This is a genomic window from Rhodococcus sp. TAF43 (assembly GCF_052113525.1).
Lineage (GTDB): Bacteria > Actinomycetota > Actinomycetes > Mycobacteriales > Mycobacteriaceae > Prescottella.
In genome coordinates this window covers 27404-43731 of sequence record NZ_JBFRDL010000042.1, presented here as the reverse complement: position 1 = coordinate 43731, position 16328 = coordinate 27404, and the positions used below count along the sequence as shown (strand labels likewise).

Below are 16328 nucleotides of genomic sequence, written 5' to 3'. Positions count from 1 at the left end.
ACCTACGCGAACGCCGACGAGACCCTCGCCGAGCTCGGTTACGCCCCGAACCGTCGCCCCGGCCAGGTCGGCTTCACCCAGCACGCCTGACAATTCAGCAGCGGAAGCCTTCGTTGGGCAGGACGCGGCGTGTATCCCCGCCTCCGCCAACTTCAGCAATCAGAGGACTTTAGATGAGCACATTCCGCACGCGTGCGGCCAAGACGGTTGCGATCGCCGCAACCGCTGTCGGCGCGATCACCCTGGGAGCATGTGGCGGGAACACTTCGGCCGCAGACGGTTCCGTGATGAAGGTCGGCGTCACCCAGGGTGTGCCTGGCGACCTGATCGCGGTCGTCGCCGAGAATGAGGGGTTCTTCGACAAGCGTGGCGTCAATGTCGAGTTGATGCCCCCGTCGTTGACCACCGCGCAGTCCGCCGCCGTCATCTCCAATGACCTCACGGTCGGCACCATGGTGCCCGGCACGCTGTGGCCGGCGGTCGACAAGGGCGCCTGCGTGAAGGCGCTCGGCTCCACCCTGGGCAACACGCTGGATGTCATCGCGCAGCCCGGCACGGAGATCAAGGGCGACCCCACCGATCCCGACACCACCATGAAGAGCCTCCAGGGCAAGACCATTGGCGTCACCTCCCGCGGCTCCGGCATGGAGCTGTGGATCACCGAGCTGCTGAACGAGGCGGGCCTGGACCCCGCGAAGGATGTCACGTTCGTGGCCGTCGGCGCGCCCGCGACCGCCATCCAGGCCTTCAACGCCAAGCAGGTCGACGCCATGTACTACGGCCCGACGATGGAGGAGCAGCTGCCCCCGTCGAAGGTCACCCGCGTCACCGACATCGTCGGCCGGGACGGCAACGCACTCTCGCCGCTGGTCCAGGGTTATCCGTCCGCGTCGTGCGACACGATCGAGCAGCGCCCCAACGACGTGCTGAACTACTGCAAGGCCATGTGGGACGCCTACGACTACTCGCGGGACCCGCAGAACGCGGCGACGATGGCCAAGTGGCTCGGTGAGCTCGTCGGCGTCTCGCCCGAGGGTGCGCCCGCGCTGTGGGAGTCCATCAAGGACGTCTACCTGCCCTTCACCATCACCGAGGATTCCTGGGCGGCGCAGGCGCCGCTGGCAGGCTCGCCTGCTCCCCAGGTGCCGGACTTTGCCGACACCGTCCACGCGCCGTGTGCAGGCGGCGATCCGCGATGAGTGTGACCTCGACAACCCCCACCGCGGCCGCCGGCGCGGCCGTGACGGCGGGCGGCAAACGTGCCGCCGATGCCAAGAAAAAGAAGAAGGTCGTTGTCGGCGCGACCGGTGTGAAGGCCAAGCTGTCGGGCGGGCCGCTGCTGGCGGTGCAGATCCTGCTCCTGGCCGCGCTGCTGGGACTGTGGCAGCTCAGCTACAACTTCGCCGGCAGCAACAAGCTGGTGGTCTCGAACCCGCAGCTGGTGTGGAAGGCGTTCGTGGCCTGGCAGGACAAGGGCACCTTCTGGCCGGATCTGTGGTCGACGGTGTCGGCGGCGTTGATCGCGCTGGTCGCCAGTGCCGTGATCGGCATCGCCGTGGGCATCGGCCTGGCGCTGTCCCCGAGTGTGGAGGCGGTGGTCTCCCCGTTCCTGGACGCGATCAACGCCATGCCGCGCATCGCGCTGGCCCCGGTGTTCGTGATCTATTTCGGCATCGGGTCGACGTCGAAGATCGTGCTGGCCTTCACGCTGGTGGTGTTCATCATCACCATCAACACCCGTGCGGGTGTCGCCAGCGCTGACCCGGAGTTGCTGCGACTGTCGGTGGTGATGGGCGCGAACAAGTGGCAGCGCTTCTACAAGGTGCTGCTGCCGGTGGCGGTTCCCTCGATCTTCGCGGGCCTGCGACTGGGCCTGATCTACTCGCTGCTCGGCGTGGTCGGCGCGGAGCTGATCGCGTCCACGGCCGGCCTGGGCCAGCAGATCTCCGCGTCCTCGGCCGCGTTCGACCTCGGCACCGTCTATGCGGCGCTGATCGTGCTGGCGATCATCGCGGCGGCGTTCAATGCGGCGTCGGGCCGGATCGAAAAGGCGATTCTCCGTTGGCAACCCCCTCAGGACTCATGATGACGCATACGGACGTGACGACAACGGGCGCCGCCGGCGCCACCACCATCGAGGATCCGGCCTTCGAGATCCGCTCCGCGACACTGGATTACACCCCGCCGGGTGCGACCACCTACTCGGGTGTTCGGGACCTGTCGATCATCGGCAAGCGGGGCGAGCTGCTGGTCTTGGTCGGGCACAGCGGCTGCGGCAAGACCACCGCGCTGAACCTGATGGGCGGACTGATCCAGCCGACCACCGGTTCGGTGTCGGTGCTGGGCACCAGCCCGGCCCAGGCGCGCTCGCAGATGGGCTACATGTTCGCCCGCGACGCGCTCTACCCGTGGCGGACTGCGCTGCGCAACGTCGAGCTGGGCATGGAGATCGCGCACGTCGACAAGACCGAGCGGCGCGAACGCGCGATGGACATGCTGCGCAGAGTCGGCCTCGAGTCGGCGGCCGACCGCTACCCCTGGCAGCTGTCACRGGGCATGCGCCAGCGGGTCGCCCTGGCCCGGACCTGGGTGATGAAACCCGCCCTGATCCTGATGGACGAGCCGTTCTCCGCCCTCGACGCGCAGACACGTGACGTGGTGCGCGACGAATTCCTCAACGTGTGGAGCCAGGAACGACAGACCGTTGTGTTCGTCACCCACGACCTCAACGAGGCGCTGCTGATCGCCGATCGCGTCGTCGCGATGCGTGAAGGTCGCATCGTGATCGACACGAAGGTAGAACTCGACCGGCCCCGCGACACCATCGACACCGAGAGCTCCGCCGAGTACCGGGACATGCTCGCCGAACTGCGCGAAACGCTCAATCAGCACTGACCGCAACACACACCCCGGACAGCAACAGGGGCCGGCCCGGACAACGGGCCGGCCCCTGTCTCAGTCCCGACCGGAATCCTCGGACGGCAGATTCGGGCCATGCCGCATCCGCGCCGCGGGGTGCGCGCGGGCCACCCCTGGGGGCCCTTGTTCCCGATGCCGTCGGGGCGCAGGCTCGAACCATGACTGAATCACTGGTAGCGAAGGAAGCAGACCGCGTGCTCAAGGCCAAACATCGTGCAATGTGGGCGTCGGGCGACTATCCGGCGGTCGCGGCGGACGTGATCCCTGATCTGGGGGCAGTGCTGGTCCGGGCGTGCGGCGTGCGCAGCGGGCAGCGGGTCCTCGACGTCGGTGCGGGTACCGGCAATGTCGCGATTCCCGCCGCGCTGACCGGCGCCGACGTCGTGGCATCCGATCTGACCCCCGAACTGTTCGACGCGGGCCGCGAGCTGGCCGCCAAGCGCGGTGCCCAACTCGAGTGGCGCGCCGGCGACGCGGAGGCGTTGCCGTTCCCGGACGACGAGTTCGACGTCGTGACGTCGTGCCTCGGGGTGATGTTCGCGCCGCACCACCAGAACAGCGCCGACGAGTTGATCCGGGTGTGTCGGCCCGGCGGCACGATCGGGCTGCTCAGCTGGACGCCCGCCGGATTCATCGGCCGGATGTTCGCGGCCATGAAGCCGTATGCGCCGCCGCCACCGCCCGGCGCGCAGCCGCCGCCGCTGTGGGGCGACGAAACTCACGTCCGCAAGCTTCTCGGGGACCGGGTCACCGACGTCGTCGCGCACCAGGACACCGTCCGGGTCGACCACTTCGATGGTCCCGAGGCGTTCCGGGACTACTTCAAGGCCAACTACGGTCCCACGATCGCGGTGTACAAGGCGATATCGGGCGAGCCCGACAAGGTCGCCGCGCTGGATCGCGATCTCGTGGACCTGGCCCGACAGTTCGACGTCGGCGCGGGTGCGTTCGCGATGGACTGGGAGTATCTGCTGCTCACCGCGGTCGAGCGCGCGTAACTCACCCGCGGAGCTGTGACAGTATGGCCAGGTGAGTGACCCCGTGCCTGGCCAGACGAACGACGCAGTGCCCACCCCGCCCGATCCGTTCTTCACGGTGGRCACTCGCCTGCCCGACAAGCTGGGCCGCACCGGCACCATCCACACCCCGCACGGCGACATCCAGACCCCGGCGTTCATCGCGGTCGGCACCAAGGCCACCGTCAAGGCCGTGCTGCCCGAGGCCATCAAGGACCTCGGTGCGCAGGCGGTGCTCGCCAACGCCTACCACCTGTACCTGCAGCCCGGCCCCGACATCGTCGACGAGGCCGGCGGGCTCGGGAAGTTCATGAACTGGGACGGCCCGACGTTCACCGACAGTGGCGGCTTCCAGGTGATGTCCCTCGGTGTCGGCTTCAAGAAGGTGCTGGCGATGGAGGCCGTCGGTGTGCAGTCCGACGACGTCATCGCGGCCGGCAAGGAGCGTCTGGCGCACGTCGACGACGACGGCGTGACGTTCAAGTCGCACCTCGACGGCTCGGCGCACCGGTTCACCCCCGAGGTGTCGATGCAGATCCAGCACCAGTTGGGCGCCGACATCATGTTCGCGTTCGACGAGCTGACGACGCTGCTGAACACCCGCGGCTACCAGGAGCAGTCGGTCGAGCGCACACAGGCGTGGGCGGTGCGGTGCATCGCCGAGCACGAGAAGCTCACCGCCGAGCGCGCGCACCGGCCGTACCAGGCTTTGTTCGGTGTGGTGCAGGGTGCGCAGTACGAGGACCTGCGCCGCCAGGCCGCCCGCGGGCTCGAGTCCATCACCGGTGTGAGCGGGCGCGGTTTCGACGGCTACGGCATCGGCGGCGCGCTCGAGAAGCAGAATCTCGGCACCATCGTGCGCTGGGTCAACGAGGAACTGCCCGAGCACAAGCCGCGGCACATGCTCGGCATCAGCGAGCCCGACGACATGTTCGTCGCGATCGAGAACGGCGCCGACACGTTCGACTGCGTCAACCCTTCCCGCGTCGCCCGCAACGCCGCGATCTACCACCCGGACGGCCGCTTCAACATCAACACGGCGCGGTTCCGTCGCGACTTCACCCCGATCGACGACGAGTGCGACTGCTACACGTGCGCCAACTACACGCGCGCGTACATCCACCACCTGTTCAAGGCGAAGGAGATGCTGGCCTCGACGCTCTGCACCATCCACAACGAGCGGTTCACCGTGCGGCTCGTCGATCGGATCCGGGAGAGCATCGAGGGCGGCTACTTCGAGGAGTACAAGCGCGAGATGCTGGGCCGGTTCTACGGCAGCAAGCCGTCGTCCACCGGCGCGTAGGTCGGTTCGCGCTTCTTCACGAACGCGATCACGCGGTACGTCACGGGCATCACGACGATCTCGACGAGGGTCTTCCACACGAAGCCGACGATCACGTAGTTGATGAAGTCGTCCCACGTGGAGATGCCGATCGCTCCGGCCGCGATGGAGCAGAAGATGACCGTGTCGGCGAACTCGCCCACCACCGTCGAACCGATCAGCCGCGCCCACAGGTGCTGCTCCCGGGTGCGTTCCTTGATGAGCACGAGGACGGCGGAATTGAGCAACTGCCCGACGAGGTAGCCGGCGAGCCCGGCGATCAGCAGCCGCGGCACCACGCCGACGACGGCGTCGAACGCGGCCTGGTTCTCGTAGAAGTCGGCCGCTGGCAGCTGCTGGGTGATCCAGAAGCTCAGCGCCGCCAGCAGCAGCGCACCGAAGCCCATGTAGATCGCGCGGCGGGTGGCCTTGAAGCCGTACACCTCGCTCAGGACGTCGCCGAGGACGTACGCGAGCGGGAACAGGAAGAACCCGCCGTCGGTGATGATCGGCAGGACCTGGAACGGGCCGAACGTAACGTCCTGATCCACGAAGAACGCGACCCCCTTGGTCGCGCAGATATTCGAGATCAACAGAGTCATCGTGAACAACGCCACGATGGTGGCGTAGTAACCGCGGCTGACGTGGGCAAATGCCGCTGGTTCGGAAAGGGTGGATCGGGACTGCACTGGCTCTGTCACCGCGCCATCCAAACATTAGGCGTGGTGTGACGGCGATCCGCACCCCGAGTCCGCCCGTTTTGCGCACTTACCGCCCCGGCGAGGCTGGTCTCCCCGGGGCGGTAAGTGCGCGGCGCACAGGGCTGCGGTCAGCGGCGCTTGATTTCCTTGACGTCCTCGGAAATCTTGATCACCGCGACGTAGAACTCGAGACTGATGCGGGCGAGCGCGAGCATCACGATGAAGAACAGGGAACCACCGAGCAACGCCACGAGTCCGATAGCTGGGCTCTCGGAGGCGAATCCAGCGATCGTCCAGACGACGACCATCAGCCCGAGGGCGATGGTCACCAGAATGTAGACGACCTTGACGACCTTCGGCGTGACGTAGCTGTTGAAGTTGTAGTCGAACAGCGCGGAGAAGAAGCTGGTCGGGGGCGGTCCAAGGGGCGGGCCCTGCGGTGCCGGGGGTGCCGGCGCGAATCCGCCGAACCCGGCTCCGGGCGGCTGTCCGGGGTAGCCGGGTCCGGGGTAGCCGGGTCCGGGGTAGCCCGGACCGGACGGCGGTGTGCCGCCGGGCGGCGGCATGGGCGGGCCGCCGAAGCCGCCGGAGTTGTTCGGATCGTGAGTGTCGCCGGTATTCATGTTTCCCCTCGTCGTTCATGTCAGGCATCGAGCATCAACACAATACGGCGAGGTTGGTTTTATATGGTCAGGGTGCTACGCGTCCTCCGACCGTTACGCGGTATGCGTATGTCGACGCGATGATCGTCATCGGGACGGTCACGAGCAGGCCGACCAGGAAGAGGAGCGCGCCGAGGATGTTCAGGAAGAACAGCGTGATCGCCAGGAGCAGCAGAGGGGCCCAGTTCGACGAGATCGCCCGGAAGCTGGATTTGATCGCGGTGATCGCATCCTGATCCTGGTCGACGACGAACTCGAGTGTCCACCACGTCAGGAACGCGATGATGATGCCCGGGATGACCAGGAGGACTAGGCCGATGCTCGTCATCAGGCCCACCAGGAAACTGGCGATGATGATCGCGCCTACGTTCTTGAACTCGAAGAACGATCCGAAGGCAGGACGGCGTCCGTCGGTCTCGTGCAGCGCGCCGCGGATGAGGGCGGCCGAGATCAGGTAGCCGACGATCGTGGTGACGATGTTGCCGATGATCTGCCACACGCTGAACGACGACGAGGCCAGGTCGCTGAAGTTGTCGTACTCACGGTCGCCGCCGAAGCTGAACGGCAGCGACACCAGGATGGTGATCAAGAAGGCCACGACCAGGATCGCGATCCAGACACCGGGATTGGCCTTGAACTTGTTCCAGCCGTACGAGAGGGCGGCGCCGACGCTCACCTCGCTGGGCGGCGGTCCCGCAGGCTGCTGTCCATACCCGGAGTCGTAGGCCGGCGGAGGCGGCGGGTACCCGCCGGGCGGCGGCGGATAGCCACCAGCGGGCGGCGGGTAGCCGCCCTGCGGAGGTGGGTAGTTCCCGGGCGGGGGCGGATAACTACCCGGAGGAGGTGGGTAGTTCCCGGGCGGCGGCGGGGGAGGCGTGCCACCGGGCGGCGGTGGGTAGTTGCCCGGGGGAGGCGGGGGCGTTCCGCCCTGCCCCGGCTCGTTGTTGCCGCCCTCGGGCGTCTGATTCGGGTCGTGTCCACCTGTCGTCATGCCTGCACCTCGGTCTCCGTCGGGTGTAGCTCACGCTGTCGATAGCACTTTCTGGCTGAACCCTACGTGGCGAACGGCCGGTTTGCGCGCGCTACGAGTGGCCAGATCCACCGCCGAAAACCCACGGATCCTGCGGAAGCTGGTTCGGATCCCACCGATCGAGGAGCAGCGCGAGGGTCACCGGTTCGGCGTCCGCCGCCATTCCCAGCGACCGAGCGAGCATGCTGAGCACGTCTCGGGGCGTGTGGCCCAGACCCGCCTGGTCTGCGAGGGTGACGGCGCCGTCGCGCTTGGCCAGGCGCTTCCCTTCCGCGTTCAGCGCCAACGGCACGTGGGCGTACGCGGGTGCGGGCAGGCCCAGGAGGCCCGCGAGGTACGCCTGCCGCGGCGCCGACGACAGCAGGTCGTCGCCGCGCACCACCTGGTCGATGCCCTGCGCGGCGTCGTCGACCACCACCGCGAGGTTGTAGGCGGGGACGCCGTCGCCGCGCCGGAGGACGAGGTCGTCGACCGTCCCGGTGTAGGTGCCGTGCAGGACGTCCTCCACCGTGAACGAATCGGTGCCGGCCCGCAGCCGCAGCGCCGGCGGCCGTCCCGTCGCCCGCCGCTCGTCGCGTTCGGACGGACTCAGGTCGCGGCACGTTCCGGGATAGGCGCCGGCGGGTGCGTGCGGAGCCGAGGCCGCCTTCAGGATCTCCTTGCGAGTGCAGAAACACTCGTAGGTCAGTCCGGCGCGCTGCAGTCGGGCGATCGCGGCGTCGTACAGCGGCAGCCGCGAGGACTGGTGGACGACGTCGCCGTCCCAGTCCAGGCCCAGTGCCGCGAGATCGTCGAGCTGGCGTTCCTCGGCGCCCGGTCGCACCCGGTCCAGGTCCTCGACCCGGACCAGGAAGCGGCGCCCCGTGGACCGCGCGAACAGCCAGGCCAGCAGCGCGGTTCGCAGGTTGCCCAGATGCAGGTCGCCGGAGGGGGAGGGGGCGAATCGTCCCGCATGCGTTGATCCGTCGACCTCGTTCGGCATTGCTGCAGCTTATCGAGGTGGGTGCGACTGTTCGGGACTCGGTCCGGGGCCGCCGGATCCGTAGCCAAGCGCGGGTGGAAGGCGTAGCGTCCACAGTGCTGAGCTTGTGCCGGTTGCCGCCTGCCGATCAGATGTTCCGAGCAGACCGTGACCGGTCACGCTTCGACGAGGAGTGCGCCTCGATGGCGGGGCCCGCGGTCAGGAGGAGCGGTGGCAACCGTCGCGTCGAAACCTGTTGCGGTTCGGCCGTATCCGGCCAGGTTCGCCCGCAAGGGCGCGTTGATCTATCGCGTGATCACCACGACGGATCCCAAGGTGCTCGGGATCATGTACCTGATCACGTCGTTCGCCTTCTTCATGTTCGGGGGTCTGCTGGCCCTGTTGATGCGTGCCGAACTCGCCGTGCCGGGCCTGCAGTTCCTCTCGAACGAGCAGTACAACCAGCTGTTCACGATGCACGGCACGATCATGCTGTTGCTGTACGCGACGCCGATCGTGTTCGGTTTCGCGAACTACATTCTGCCGCTGCAGATCGGCGCCCCGGATGTCGCCTTCCCGCGGCTGAACGCGTTCAGCTACTGGGCGTATCTGTTCGGTGGCATCATCGCGTCGGCCGGGTTCATCACCCCCGGCGGTGCGGCGGACTTCGGGTGGACGGCGTACTCGCCGCTCACCGACTACCTGCACGCGCCCGGGATGGGCGCGAACCTGTGGATCATGGGCCTGGCGCTCAGCGGTCTCGGCACGATCCTCGGTGCGGTCAACATGATCACCACGGTGATCTGTCTGCGTGCCCCCGGCATGACGATGTTCCGGATGCCGATCTTCACGTGGAACATCTTCATCACCAGCATCCTGATCCTGGTGGCCTTCCCGATCCTCACCTCGGCGCTGATGGGCCTGTTCGCGGATCGCGTGGTGGGTGCGCATGTGTACGACCCCGCGACCGGCGGTGTTCTGTTGTGGCAGCATCTGTTCTGGTTCTTCGGTCACCCCGAGGTGTACATCGTCGCGCTGCCGTTCTTCGGCATCATCTCCGAGATCCTGCCGGTTTTCTCGCGCAAGCCGATCTTCGGTTACACGGGACTGGTCTACGCAACGATCGCGATTTCCGCTCTGTCCGTTGCGGTGTGGGCGCACCACATGTATGCGACGGGTGCCGTGCTGCTGCCGTTCTTCTCGTTCATGACATTCCTCATCGCGGTGCCGACCGGCGTGAAGTTCTTCAACTGGATCGGCACGATGTGGCGGGGCCAGTTGACGTTCGAATCCGCCATGCTGTTCTCGATCGGGTTCATCGTCACGTTCCTGTTCGGTGGTCTGTCGGGAGTCCTGCTCGCGAGCCCGCCGATCGACTTCCACGTCACCGACTCGTATTTCGTGATCGCGCACTTCCACTACGTCCTGTTCGGCACGATCGTGTTCGCCACGTATGCCGGCATCTACTTCTGGTTCCCCAAGATGACGGGCCGGTTCCTCGACGAGCGACTGGGGAGGTGGCACTTCTGGCTGACGTTCATCGGCTTCCACACCACGTTCCTCGTGCAGCACTGGCTCGGCGCAGAAGGCATGCCGCGCCGGTACGCCGACTATCTGCCGTCCGACGGTTTCACCGTGCTGAACTCGGTGTCGACGGTCGGTTCGTTCATCCTGGGTGCGTCGACCCTGCCGTTCCTGTGGAACGTCTTCAAGAGCTTCCGCTACGGCACGATCGCCACAGCCGACGACCCGTGGGGTTACGGCAACTCCCTGGAGTGGGCCACGACGTGCCCGCCGCCGCGGCACAACTTCACCGAGCTGCCCCGAATCCGTTCGGAGCGGCCCGCATTCGAGTTGCACTACCCGCACATGGTGGAACGGCTACGGGCGGAGGCCCACGTGGGTCCGGGCAGCGCCGGCCGCGCGGTGACGGCGGTGATCGAGAGCAGTGATCGGGAGGCGGACAGCGACCGTGAGCCGCCGCCCGAGGAAGAACGACACGACCCCGACCGGCACCGCGACGACATATGACGCCGCCGCGGCGGACGGTTCACTCAGGCCTTGCGCCCCAGGGCCGCGAGGCTGCGCGTCTGCCGATCGGCGTCCGCGGGCACCTCGACGGCCGGGCCGCAAACACCGTCCATGTGCAGCGAGTCGCCGAGTTGCGCGATGATCGCGTCGACCATGTCGAGGTCCCGCTCCGGAATCGTCGTGTCCAGATCTGCCGCGCGGGCGATGTCCCAGCCGTGAACGACGAGGTCGAAGCAGTAGAAGGTGCGGATCGTCGAGGCCAGATCGGTGCGCCCGAAGTGGCCGTCGTATTCGAGCGCCGCCTTCGCGGGATCGTCGAGGATCGCCTGGACCGCATCCCGGGTGTGCCGCCAGGCGCCCGCCGGATCGGTGGTGGCGGACGGGCCGGGCGGGATGGACAGTCCCACGACGCCCATCATCTTCGCCTGCGTCCCGACGACGTGGTCGACCACGTCGCGGGCGGTCCAGCCGTCGCACGGCGAGGGGCTGTCCCAGCGGTTGGTGGGCACCGCGTCGACCCGCTCGGTGAGCGCTGCGGCGAGACGTCGGTACAGGTCCGGTGTGGTTTCGGTGATTGTCATGCGGCCGATTCTCCGTTCTCGGGGACGGTGCGGTCTTGCACCGATCGGACATCGAGGACCGACGCGTCGCCGTGCCAGTCGGGGGCCTCGCCGGCGAGCAGGTCGGTGGGCGTGAGCGACGCGATGCGGCGACACTCTCGCGACAGGTGCGCCTGGTCGCTGTATCCGGCCTCGGTCGCGAGCGCCGCCAGTCCCCGCCGGCGATCGGCCCGGGCCAACGCCATGAACCGCTGCAGACGGAGGATCGATCGCAGCGTCGACGGCCCGTACCCGAACGCGTCGTTGCAGCGGCGGTGCAGTTGGCGGCTGGTCATCGCCGACGCGTCCGCCAACTCCTCGACGCTCCACGAGCGAGTGGCCAGCGCGGACGTGATCCGGGCCGCGAGAGGGTCGGGCTGGGGCCGTGAGACGAGCCACCGCCGACCGGCGTCCTGCAGGATGGTCAGCCGTTCGGTGGTGTCGCCCGCGTGCTCGAGTCGATCGACGAGCACGCGTTCGGAGGCGGACCCGAGGACGTCCTCGAGTGAGACCCGGATGTCGCGGATGTGTGCGGCGGAGGTGCGCAGCACGTGCGGGGCCGTGCCCGGCCGGAACCGGATGCCGAACGACTCGCTGCCCGGCGGCAACGTGAACGACCACGCCGATGTCTCCGGGCCGCACACCCGGATACCGGCACCGGCGATCCACAGCACGTCGATGCAGCCGTCCGGCACGAGAAGGTGGTGCCCCTCGGCGCGCGCGGACCACGCGCACACGAGCGCGTCGGCCAGGTCCGGTGCGACCGCGGTCGGCGAATACCACCCCATGCCGCTCAGCGTAGGAGCGGGCACCGACATCCCGCGCACGAACCGGCTTGGGCCGAACCAGAGAAGAGGAGTTCCGGCATGAGAAGAGCCGTGCTTATCTCGCTCGCCGCATTGGCGGCGGGCGCCATGTTGGTCGGATGCTCCGACAACAACAACTCGGGCCCGACTCCCAGCACCACCCCGATGCCGACGACGGTGCCCGCGGCGGGCCCCGTGCTGTCGACGGGCGAGTCGAGCATCGGCCAGATCGTGGTGAATACCGACGACATGACGGTGTACGCGTACGACCGCGACGAGCCCGGTACCAACGCCAGCGCGTGCGACGCGGTCTGCCTGCAGATGTGGCCGCCGGTGACCAGTGATACGCCCAAGCCGGAGGTGCTGGGCGTCGCCGGCGTCATCGGCACCATCCCGGGGCCGCAGGGCGGCAACCAGGTCACCGTCAACGGAATGCCGCTGTACCTGTTCGCGGGCGATCCGCGGCCCGGTTCGGTGGCCGGTCAGGGGATGGACAACCTGTGGTGGGCGCTCAACCCCGCCGGCGAGAAGATCACCAACGCGCCGGGTGGGTGAGCGTCACTCGCCGGGCGGGAAAGCCTGGGCTGCGCCGAACACCTCGACGGTCACCCGGGCGCCGACATCCGGTGTGCGGGTGCTCGCCTGACGGACCTGGATCTCGGCGCCGGAGTCGAGCGTGATGTCGAGCATCGACGGTGCGCCGAGGAACTCGGTGCGGGTCACCGTGCCCGTCCCGCCGCCGGAATCCCCGGCGACTTCCGTCGCGACGATCTGCTCGGGCCGCAGCATCAGCCGTGCCGGGCCGTGGATATCGGTGTCGCGTACCGGGATCCGGCCCAGGGCGCACGACGCGACACCGTCGGCGACATCCGCCGGCAGCACCACGCACTCGCCCAGGAACCGGGCGGTGAAGTCGTCGACGGGGGAGTGGTAGAGCTGTTCGGGCGTGCCCACCTGCGTGAAGCGTCCGGTACGCATCACCGCGACCTGGCCGGCGAACGTCAGTGCCTCTTCCTGGTCGTGGGTGACCAGCAGGGTCGTCACGCCGGCCGCACCGAGCGTGGCCGCCACTGATTTGCGGGTCGTCACGCGCAGTCCGGCGTCGAGGGCGCTGAACGGCTCGTCGAGCAGCATCACCTCCGGATCGCGGGCCAGCGCTCGTGCCAGGGCGACGCGCTGCTGCTGGCCACCGGACAGCTCGTGGGGGCGCCGCCGCCCGTACGACGCGTCTAGCGAGACCATCTCCAGCAGTTCGGCGACGCGTCGGTCGGATGCCCTGCGGCTCCCGAACCGGGAGCCGGGGAGCCCGTACGCGATGTTTCCGGCGACCGTGAGATGGGGGAACAGCGCACCGTCCTGCGCGACGTATCCGACGCGTCGGCGGTGCGCGGGCACCATCTGGTCGCGGCCGGCGACAACGGAACCGGCGATCGACACCGTCCCGTCGTCGGGGCGCTCGAATCCGGCGATGATCCGGAGCAGGGTGGTCTTGCCGCAGCCCGACGACCCCACGACCGCGGTGATCGATCCGTGCTCCACGCCGAGGCTCACACCGCGCAGCACGTCCGTCGGTCCGAACGACTTCGACACCTGGTCGATCACGATCTCGCTCATGCGCCGGCCGCCTTCCGGGATTGACTGAACAACAGGTAGGTCATCGGCAACGCGAGGACGATCATCAGCAGCGCGTACGGCGCCGCGGCCGCGTAGTCGAGCTCGCTGGTGAGCGACCAGAATCGGGTCGACAGCGTGCGGGTGCCGTTGGGGGCCAGCAGCAGCGTCGCGGTCAGTTCCGTCGCGATCGCCATGAACACCAACGCGGCCCCGACCGCGGCGGACGGCGCGGTCAGCCGCAGCGTCACGCGCAGGAACGTCGTCCACGGCGGCCTGCCGAGCGCCGCCGACGCCTCCTCCAGGCCCACCGGTACCTGCGCGAGACCGGCGCGCAGCGACACGAGCGACCGCGGCAGGAACATCAGCACATACGCGACGATCACCATGATCGTGGTCTGGTACAGCGGATTCGCGTACCGGATGGTGACGGTGATCAGCGCCAGCGCGGTCACGATGCCCGGTAGCGAACTCGTCACGTAGTTGGTGCCCTCGACGATCTTGCTGAACACGCCGGGCCAGCGGATCGCCAGCCACGCGACGGGGAACGCGAGCGCCGTCGCGGCCAGCGCGCCGACCAGGCCGAACGTGAGGGTCTGTGTCAGTGCCGGCCACAGCGCCGCCGACTGCCACACTTCGCTGCCGCCGATCCGCAGCCAGCGCACGATGGTCCACAGCGGCACGCCCAATGCCAGCACCGTCAGCGCGACGAGCGCCAGCGTCGCGGGCACGGCGCTCCACCGGAGTCGGATCCGTGGTGCGCTCCGGGCCGCGCCGGAGCCGATGCGGGCGTACCGGGCGGACCCGCGGGCCGCGGCCTCCGAGACGAGCAGCACCAGGCAGCACACCACCAGCACGCTGGCGAGCATGCTGCCGGCGACACCGTTGAACGTGGACTGGAACTGCTCGAGGATCGCGGTGGTGAAGGTGTCGAACCGCAGCATCGCGAAGGCGCCGTACTCGGCGAGCAGATGCAGGCCGATCAGCAGTGCCCCGCCGAGCATGGGCAGCCGCAGCTGCGGCACGACCACCCGGAAGAACACTGCCCAGGGGCTGGACCCGAGCGCGCGGGCCGATTCCTCGACCGCCGGGTCGAGTCGGCGCAGCGTCGCGGCCACGGGCAGCGCGACCAGCGGGAAGTAGGAGAGGGTGGCGACGAGGACGCCCGACCACAGGCCGTGCAGCGAGGGAATCACCGTCACCCACGCGTAGCTGTTGACGAAGGCGGGGACGGCCAGCGGGGCGGCGAGAACCGGTCCCCACCAACGGAATCCGAACACCGTGGTGCGTTCGACGAGCCAGGCCGCGCCGACGCCGAGCGCGACGCAGATCGGGATGGTGACGACCACGAGGGAGACCGTGTTGACCAGCAGTTCGCCGACGCGGGGGCGGAAGATCAGCGCGGACGCAGTCTCCCACCCGGTCGAGATGGTGGTGGTGACGACGTAACCGAGGGGGATCAGCGTGACGGCCACGAGGGCCGCCACGATCAGAACGAGAACCAGCGGGGGGCGGGGCCGTGCCCGCCCCCCGAGCCGGTCAGAGAAGGCCGGCATCCGTCATCAGCTGAGTGACCTTCTGGCTGTTGAGCTTCGACGGATCCACGTTGGGTGCCTGCAGGTCCGCGAGCGGCACCAGCTTCGGGTTGGCGGCGACACCGCTGCCCACCGGGTACTCGAACGAGGTACCGGTCTGCAGGATCTCCTGGCCGGCCTTGCCGGTGATGTACTTCAGGAACGCCTGCGCCGCTTCCGCGTTCTTGCTGGACTGCAGCACACCGCCACCCGAGATGCTGACGAAGGCACCCGGATCTTCGTTCTTGAAGTAGTGCAGCTCGGTGTTCTTGCTGTTCTCGCCGGTCTTGGCCTGGTCGCCGAACCAGTAGTACTGGTAGATGATGCCGCCGTCGATCTCGCCGGCGTTGACGGCCTTCATCACCGTGCTGTTGCCCTTGTAGACGACGGCGTTCTCCTTCATGCCCGCCAGCCACTGCTTGGTGACGTCCTCGCCCTTGAGCTCGAGCAGCGCGCTGACGATGGCCTGGAAGTCGGCGCCGGACGGCGACGCGCCCCAGCGGCCCTTCCACTCGGGGTTCTGGAGGTCGAGCAGCGACTTCGGCAGCTGGTCGGCGGTCAGCTTGTCCTTGTTGTAGACGAACACCGTCGAGCGAGCGGCGATGCCGGTCCACTTGCCGGTGGACGGCCGGAACTGCGTGGGAACCTGCTCGAGCGTCGCGGCGTCGACGTCGGCGAACTGCCCGGCGTTCTCGACGAGCGCCATCGCCGGCGAGTTCTCGGTGAGGAAGACGTCGGCCGGCGACGCCTTGCCTTCGGCGACAATCTGGTTCGCGAGCTCGGTATCCGAGCCGTTGCGGAGCGTGACCTTGACGCCGGTCTCGGCGGTGAACCCGTCGACCCATTCCTGCGTGAGCGACTCGTGCTGCGCGTTGTAGACGGTGATCTCACCGGACGGCGCGCCGGAGGCGGCGGGGTTCGAGGTGCCCGAGTCGGAGTCGTTCGAGCAGGCGGTGATCCCCACCAGTGCCGACGCGAGGAACGCCGCCCCCACAATCCTCTTCCAGGTTCTTGCCATGTCGGACCTCTCGTCGCTCTCACCGGTGCCTCCGATGAGGTATGGCTAAGCAACATACACCGCAGGTGGCGGTGGTCAC

Annotated in this window: 16 protein-coding genes; 7 read left to right on the top strand and 9 right to left on the bottom strand. The window is 68.1% G+C overall.

What is annotated here, in order from left to right:
- Nucleotides 1-173 precede the first annotated feature (173 nt).
- From AB4Z09_RS21550 to tgt, 5 genes are all read left to right on the top strand, one after another.
- A complete protein-coding gene (locus AB4Z09_RS21550) occupies nucleotides 174-1199 on the top strand; it encodes an ABC transporter substrate-binding protein (protein ID WP_114721371.1) in 1026 nt (341 codons plus the stop codon).
- Nucleotides 1196-2086, top strand: coding sequence for an ABC transporter permease (locus tag AB4Z09_RS21545; RefSeq protein WP_254622744.1), 891 nt, complete (start codon nucleotides 1196-1198; stop codon nucleotides 2084-2086). The genes AB4Z09_RS21550 and AB4Z09_RS21545 overlap by 4 nt, the downstream gene beginning before the upstream one ends.
- Nucleotides 2083-2895 carry an ABC transporter ATP-binding protein gene (locus AB4Z09_RS21540; protein ID WP_442240636.1) on the top strand — a complete coding sequence of 271 codons (813 nt, stop codon included), beginning with the start codon at nucleotides 2083-2085 and terminating at the stop codon, nucleotides 2893-2895. The genes AB4Z09_RS21545 and AB4Z09_RS21540 overlap by 4 nt, the downstream gene beginning before the upstream one ends.
- 182 nt (nucleotides 2896-3077) lie before the next feature.
- Nucleotides 3078-3917, top strand: a complete 840-nt coding sequence (locus AB4Z09_RS21535) for a class I SAM-dependent methyltransferase (RefSeq protein WP_442240635.1) — start codon at nucleotides 3078-3080, stop codon at nucleotides 3915-3917.
- A 31-nt stretch (nucleotides 3918-3948) separates the two neighbouring features.
- The gene (gene tgt / locus AB4Z09_RS21530) at nucleotides 3949-5238 is read left to right on the top strand and encodes a tRNA guanosine(34) transglycosylase Tgt (RefSeq protein ID WP_442240634.1); all 1290 of its coding nucleotides are present in this window, start codon (nucleotides 3949-3951) and stop codon (nucleotides 5236-5238) included.
- Here tgt and AB4Z09_RS21525 read toward each other — a convergent pair.
- The 4 genes from AB4Z09_RS21525 to gluQRS form a co-directional block, all read right to left on the bottom strand.
- Entirely contained in the window at nucleotides 5205-5957 is a 753-nt protein-coding gene (locus AB4Z09_RS21525) for a queuosine precursor transporter (protein ID WP_174907664.1), read from the bottom strand. The two genes, tgt and AB4Z09_RS21525, sit on opposite strands and share 34 nt — an antisense overlap.
- A gap of 128 nt (nucleotides 5958-6085) precedes the next feature.
- Nucleotides 6086-6580, bottom strand: coding sequence for a DUF4282 domain-containing protein (locus AB4Z09_RS21520; protein ID WP_174907666.1), 495 nt, complete (start codon nucleotides 6578-6580; stop codon nucleotides 6086-6088).
- Nucleotides 6581-6647: 67 nt separating this feature from the next.
- Nucleotides 6648-7610: a hypothetical protein gene (locus AB4Z09_RS21515; protein ID WP_442240633.1), complete on the bottom strand. Its 963-nt coding sequence runs from the start codon at nucleotides 7608-7610 to the stop codon at nucleotides 6648-6650.
- Nucleotides 7611-7701: 91 nt separating this feature from the next.
- On the bottom strand, nucleotides 7702-8631 hold the full coding sequence (gluQRS, locus tag AB4Z09_RS21510) for a tRNA glutamyl-Q(34) synthetase GluQRS (RefSeq protein ID WP_442240632.1): 930 nt from the start codon (nucleotides 8629-8631) through the stop codon (nucleotides 7702-7704).
- 210 nt (nucleotides 8632-8841) lie between these two features.
- On the opposite strand from gluQRS, the gene ctaD reads away from it, so the two are divergent.
- Nucleotides 8842-10641, top strand: coding sequence for an aa3-type cytochrome oxidase subunit I (gene ctaD, locus AB4Z09_RS21505; protein WP_442240631.1), 1800 nt, complete (start codon nucleotides 8842-8844; stop codon nucleotides 10639-10641).
- A 23-nt stretch (nucleotides 10642-10664) separates the two neighbouring features.
- Here the strand turns inward: ctaD and AB4Z09_RS21500 are convergent, their stop codons facing one another.
- Complete coding sequence (locus AB4Z09_RS21500; protein WP_442240630.1) at nucleotides 10665-11222, bottom strand: TIGR03086 family metal-binding protein; 558 nt, start codon at nucleotides 11220-11222, stop codon at nucleotides 10665-10667.
- The gene (locus tag AB4Z09_RS21495; protein WP_174907674.1) at nucleotides 11219-12028 is read right to left on the bottom strand and encodes a helix-turn-helix domain-containing protein; all 810 of its coding nucleotides are present in this window, start codon (nucleotides 12026-12028) and stop codon (nucleotides 11219-11221) included. Before AB4Z09_RS21495 ends, AB4Z09_RS21500 begins: the two co-directional genes overlap by 4 nt.
- Before the next feature lie 78 nt (nucleotides 12029-12106).
- Here AB4Z09_RS21495 and AB4Z09_RS21490 point away from each other — a divergent pair, with 78 nt between their 5' ends.
- Nucleotides 12107-12601, top strand: a complete 495-nt coding sequence (locus AB4Z09_RS21490; protein ID WP_174907676.1) for a COG4315 family predicted lipoprotein — start codon at nucleotides 12107-12109, stop codon at nucleotides 12599-12601.
- Nucleotides 12602-12604: 3 nt separating this feature from the next.
- Here AB4Z09_RS21490 and AB4Z09_RS21485 read toward each other — a convergent pair whose 3' ends face one another.
- From AB4Z09_RS21485 to AB4Z09_RS21475, 3 genes are read right to left on the bottom strand one after another with little or no spacing between them, the layout of a single operon-like run.
- On the bottom strand, nucleotides 12605-13660 hold the full coding sequence (locus AB4Z09_RS21485; RefSeq protein WP_114721347.1) for an ABC transporter ATP-binding protein: 1056 nt from the start codon (nucleotides 13658-13660) through the stop codon (nucleotides 12605-12607).
- Nucleotides 13657-15213, bottom strand: coding sequence for an ABC transporter permease (locus AB4Z09_RS21480; protein ID WP_174907678.1), 1557 nt, complete (start codon nucleotides 15211-15213; stop codon nucleotides 13657-13659). The genes AB4Z09_RS21485 and AB4Z09_RS21480 overlap by 4 nt, the downstream gene beginning before the upstream one ends.
- Nucleotides 15197-16249: an iron ABC transporter substrate-binding protein gene (locus tag AB4Z09_RS21475; protein WP_114721343.1), complete on the bottom strand. Its 1053-nt coding sequence runs from the start codon at nucleotides 16247-16249 to the stop codon at nucleotides 15197-15199. The genes AB4Z09_RS21480 and AB4Z09_RS21475 overlap by 17 nt, the downstream gene beginning before the upstream one ends.
- Nucleotides 16250-16328: the final 79 nt, after the last annotated feature.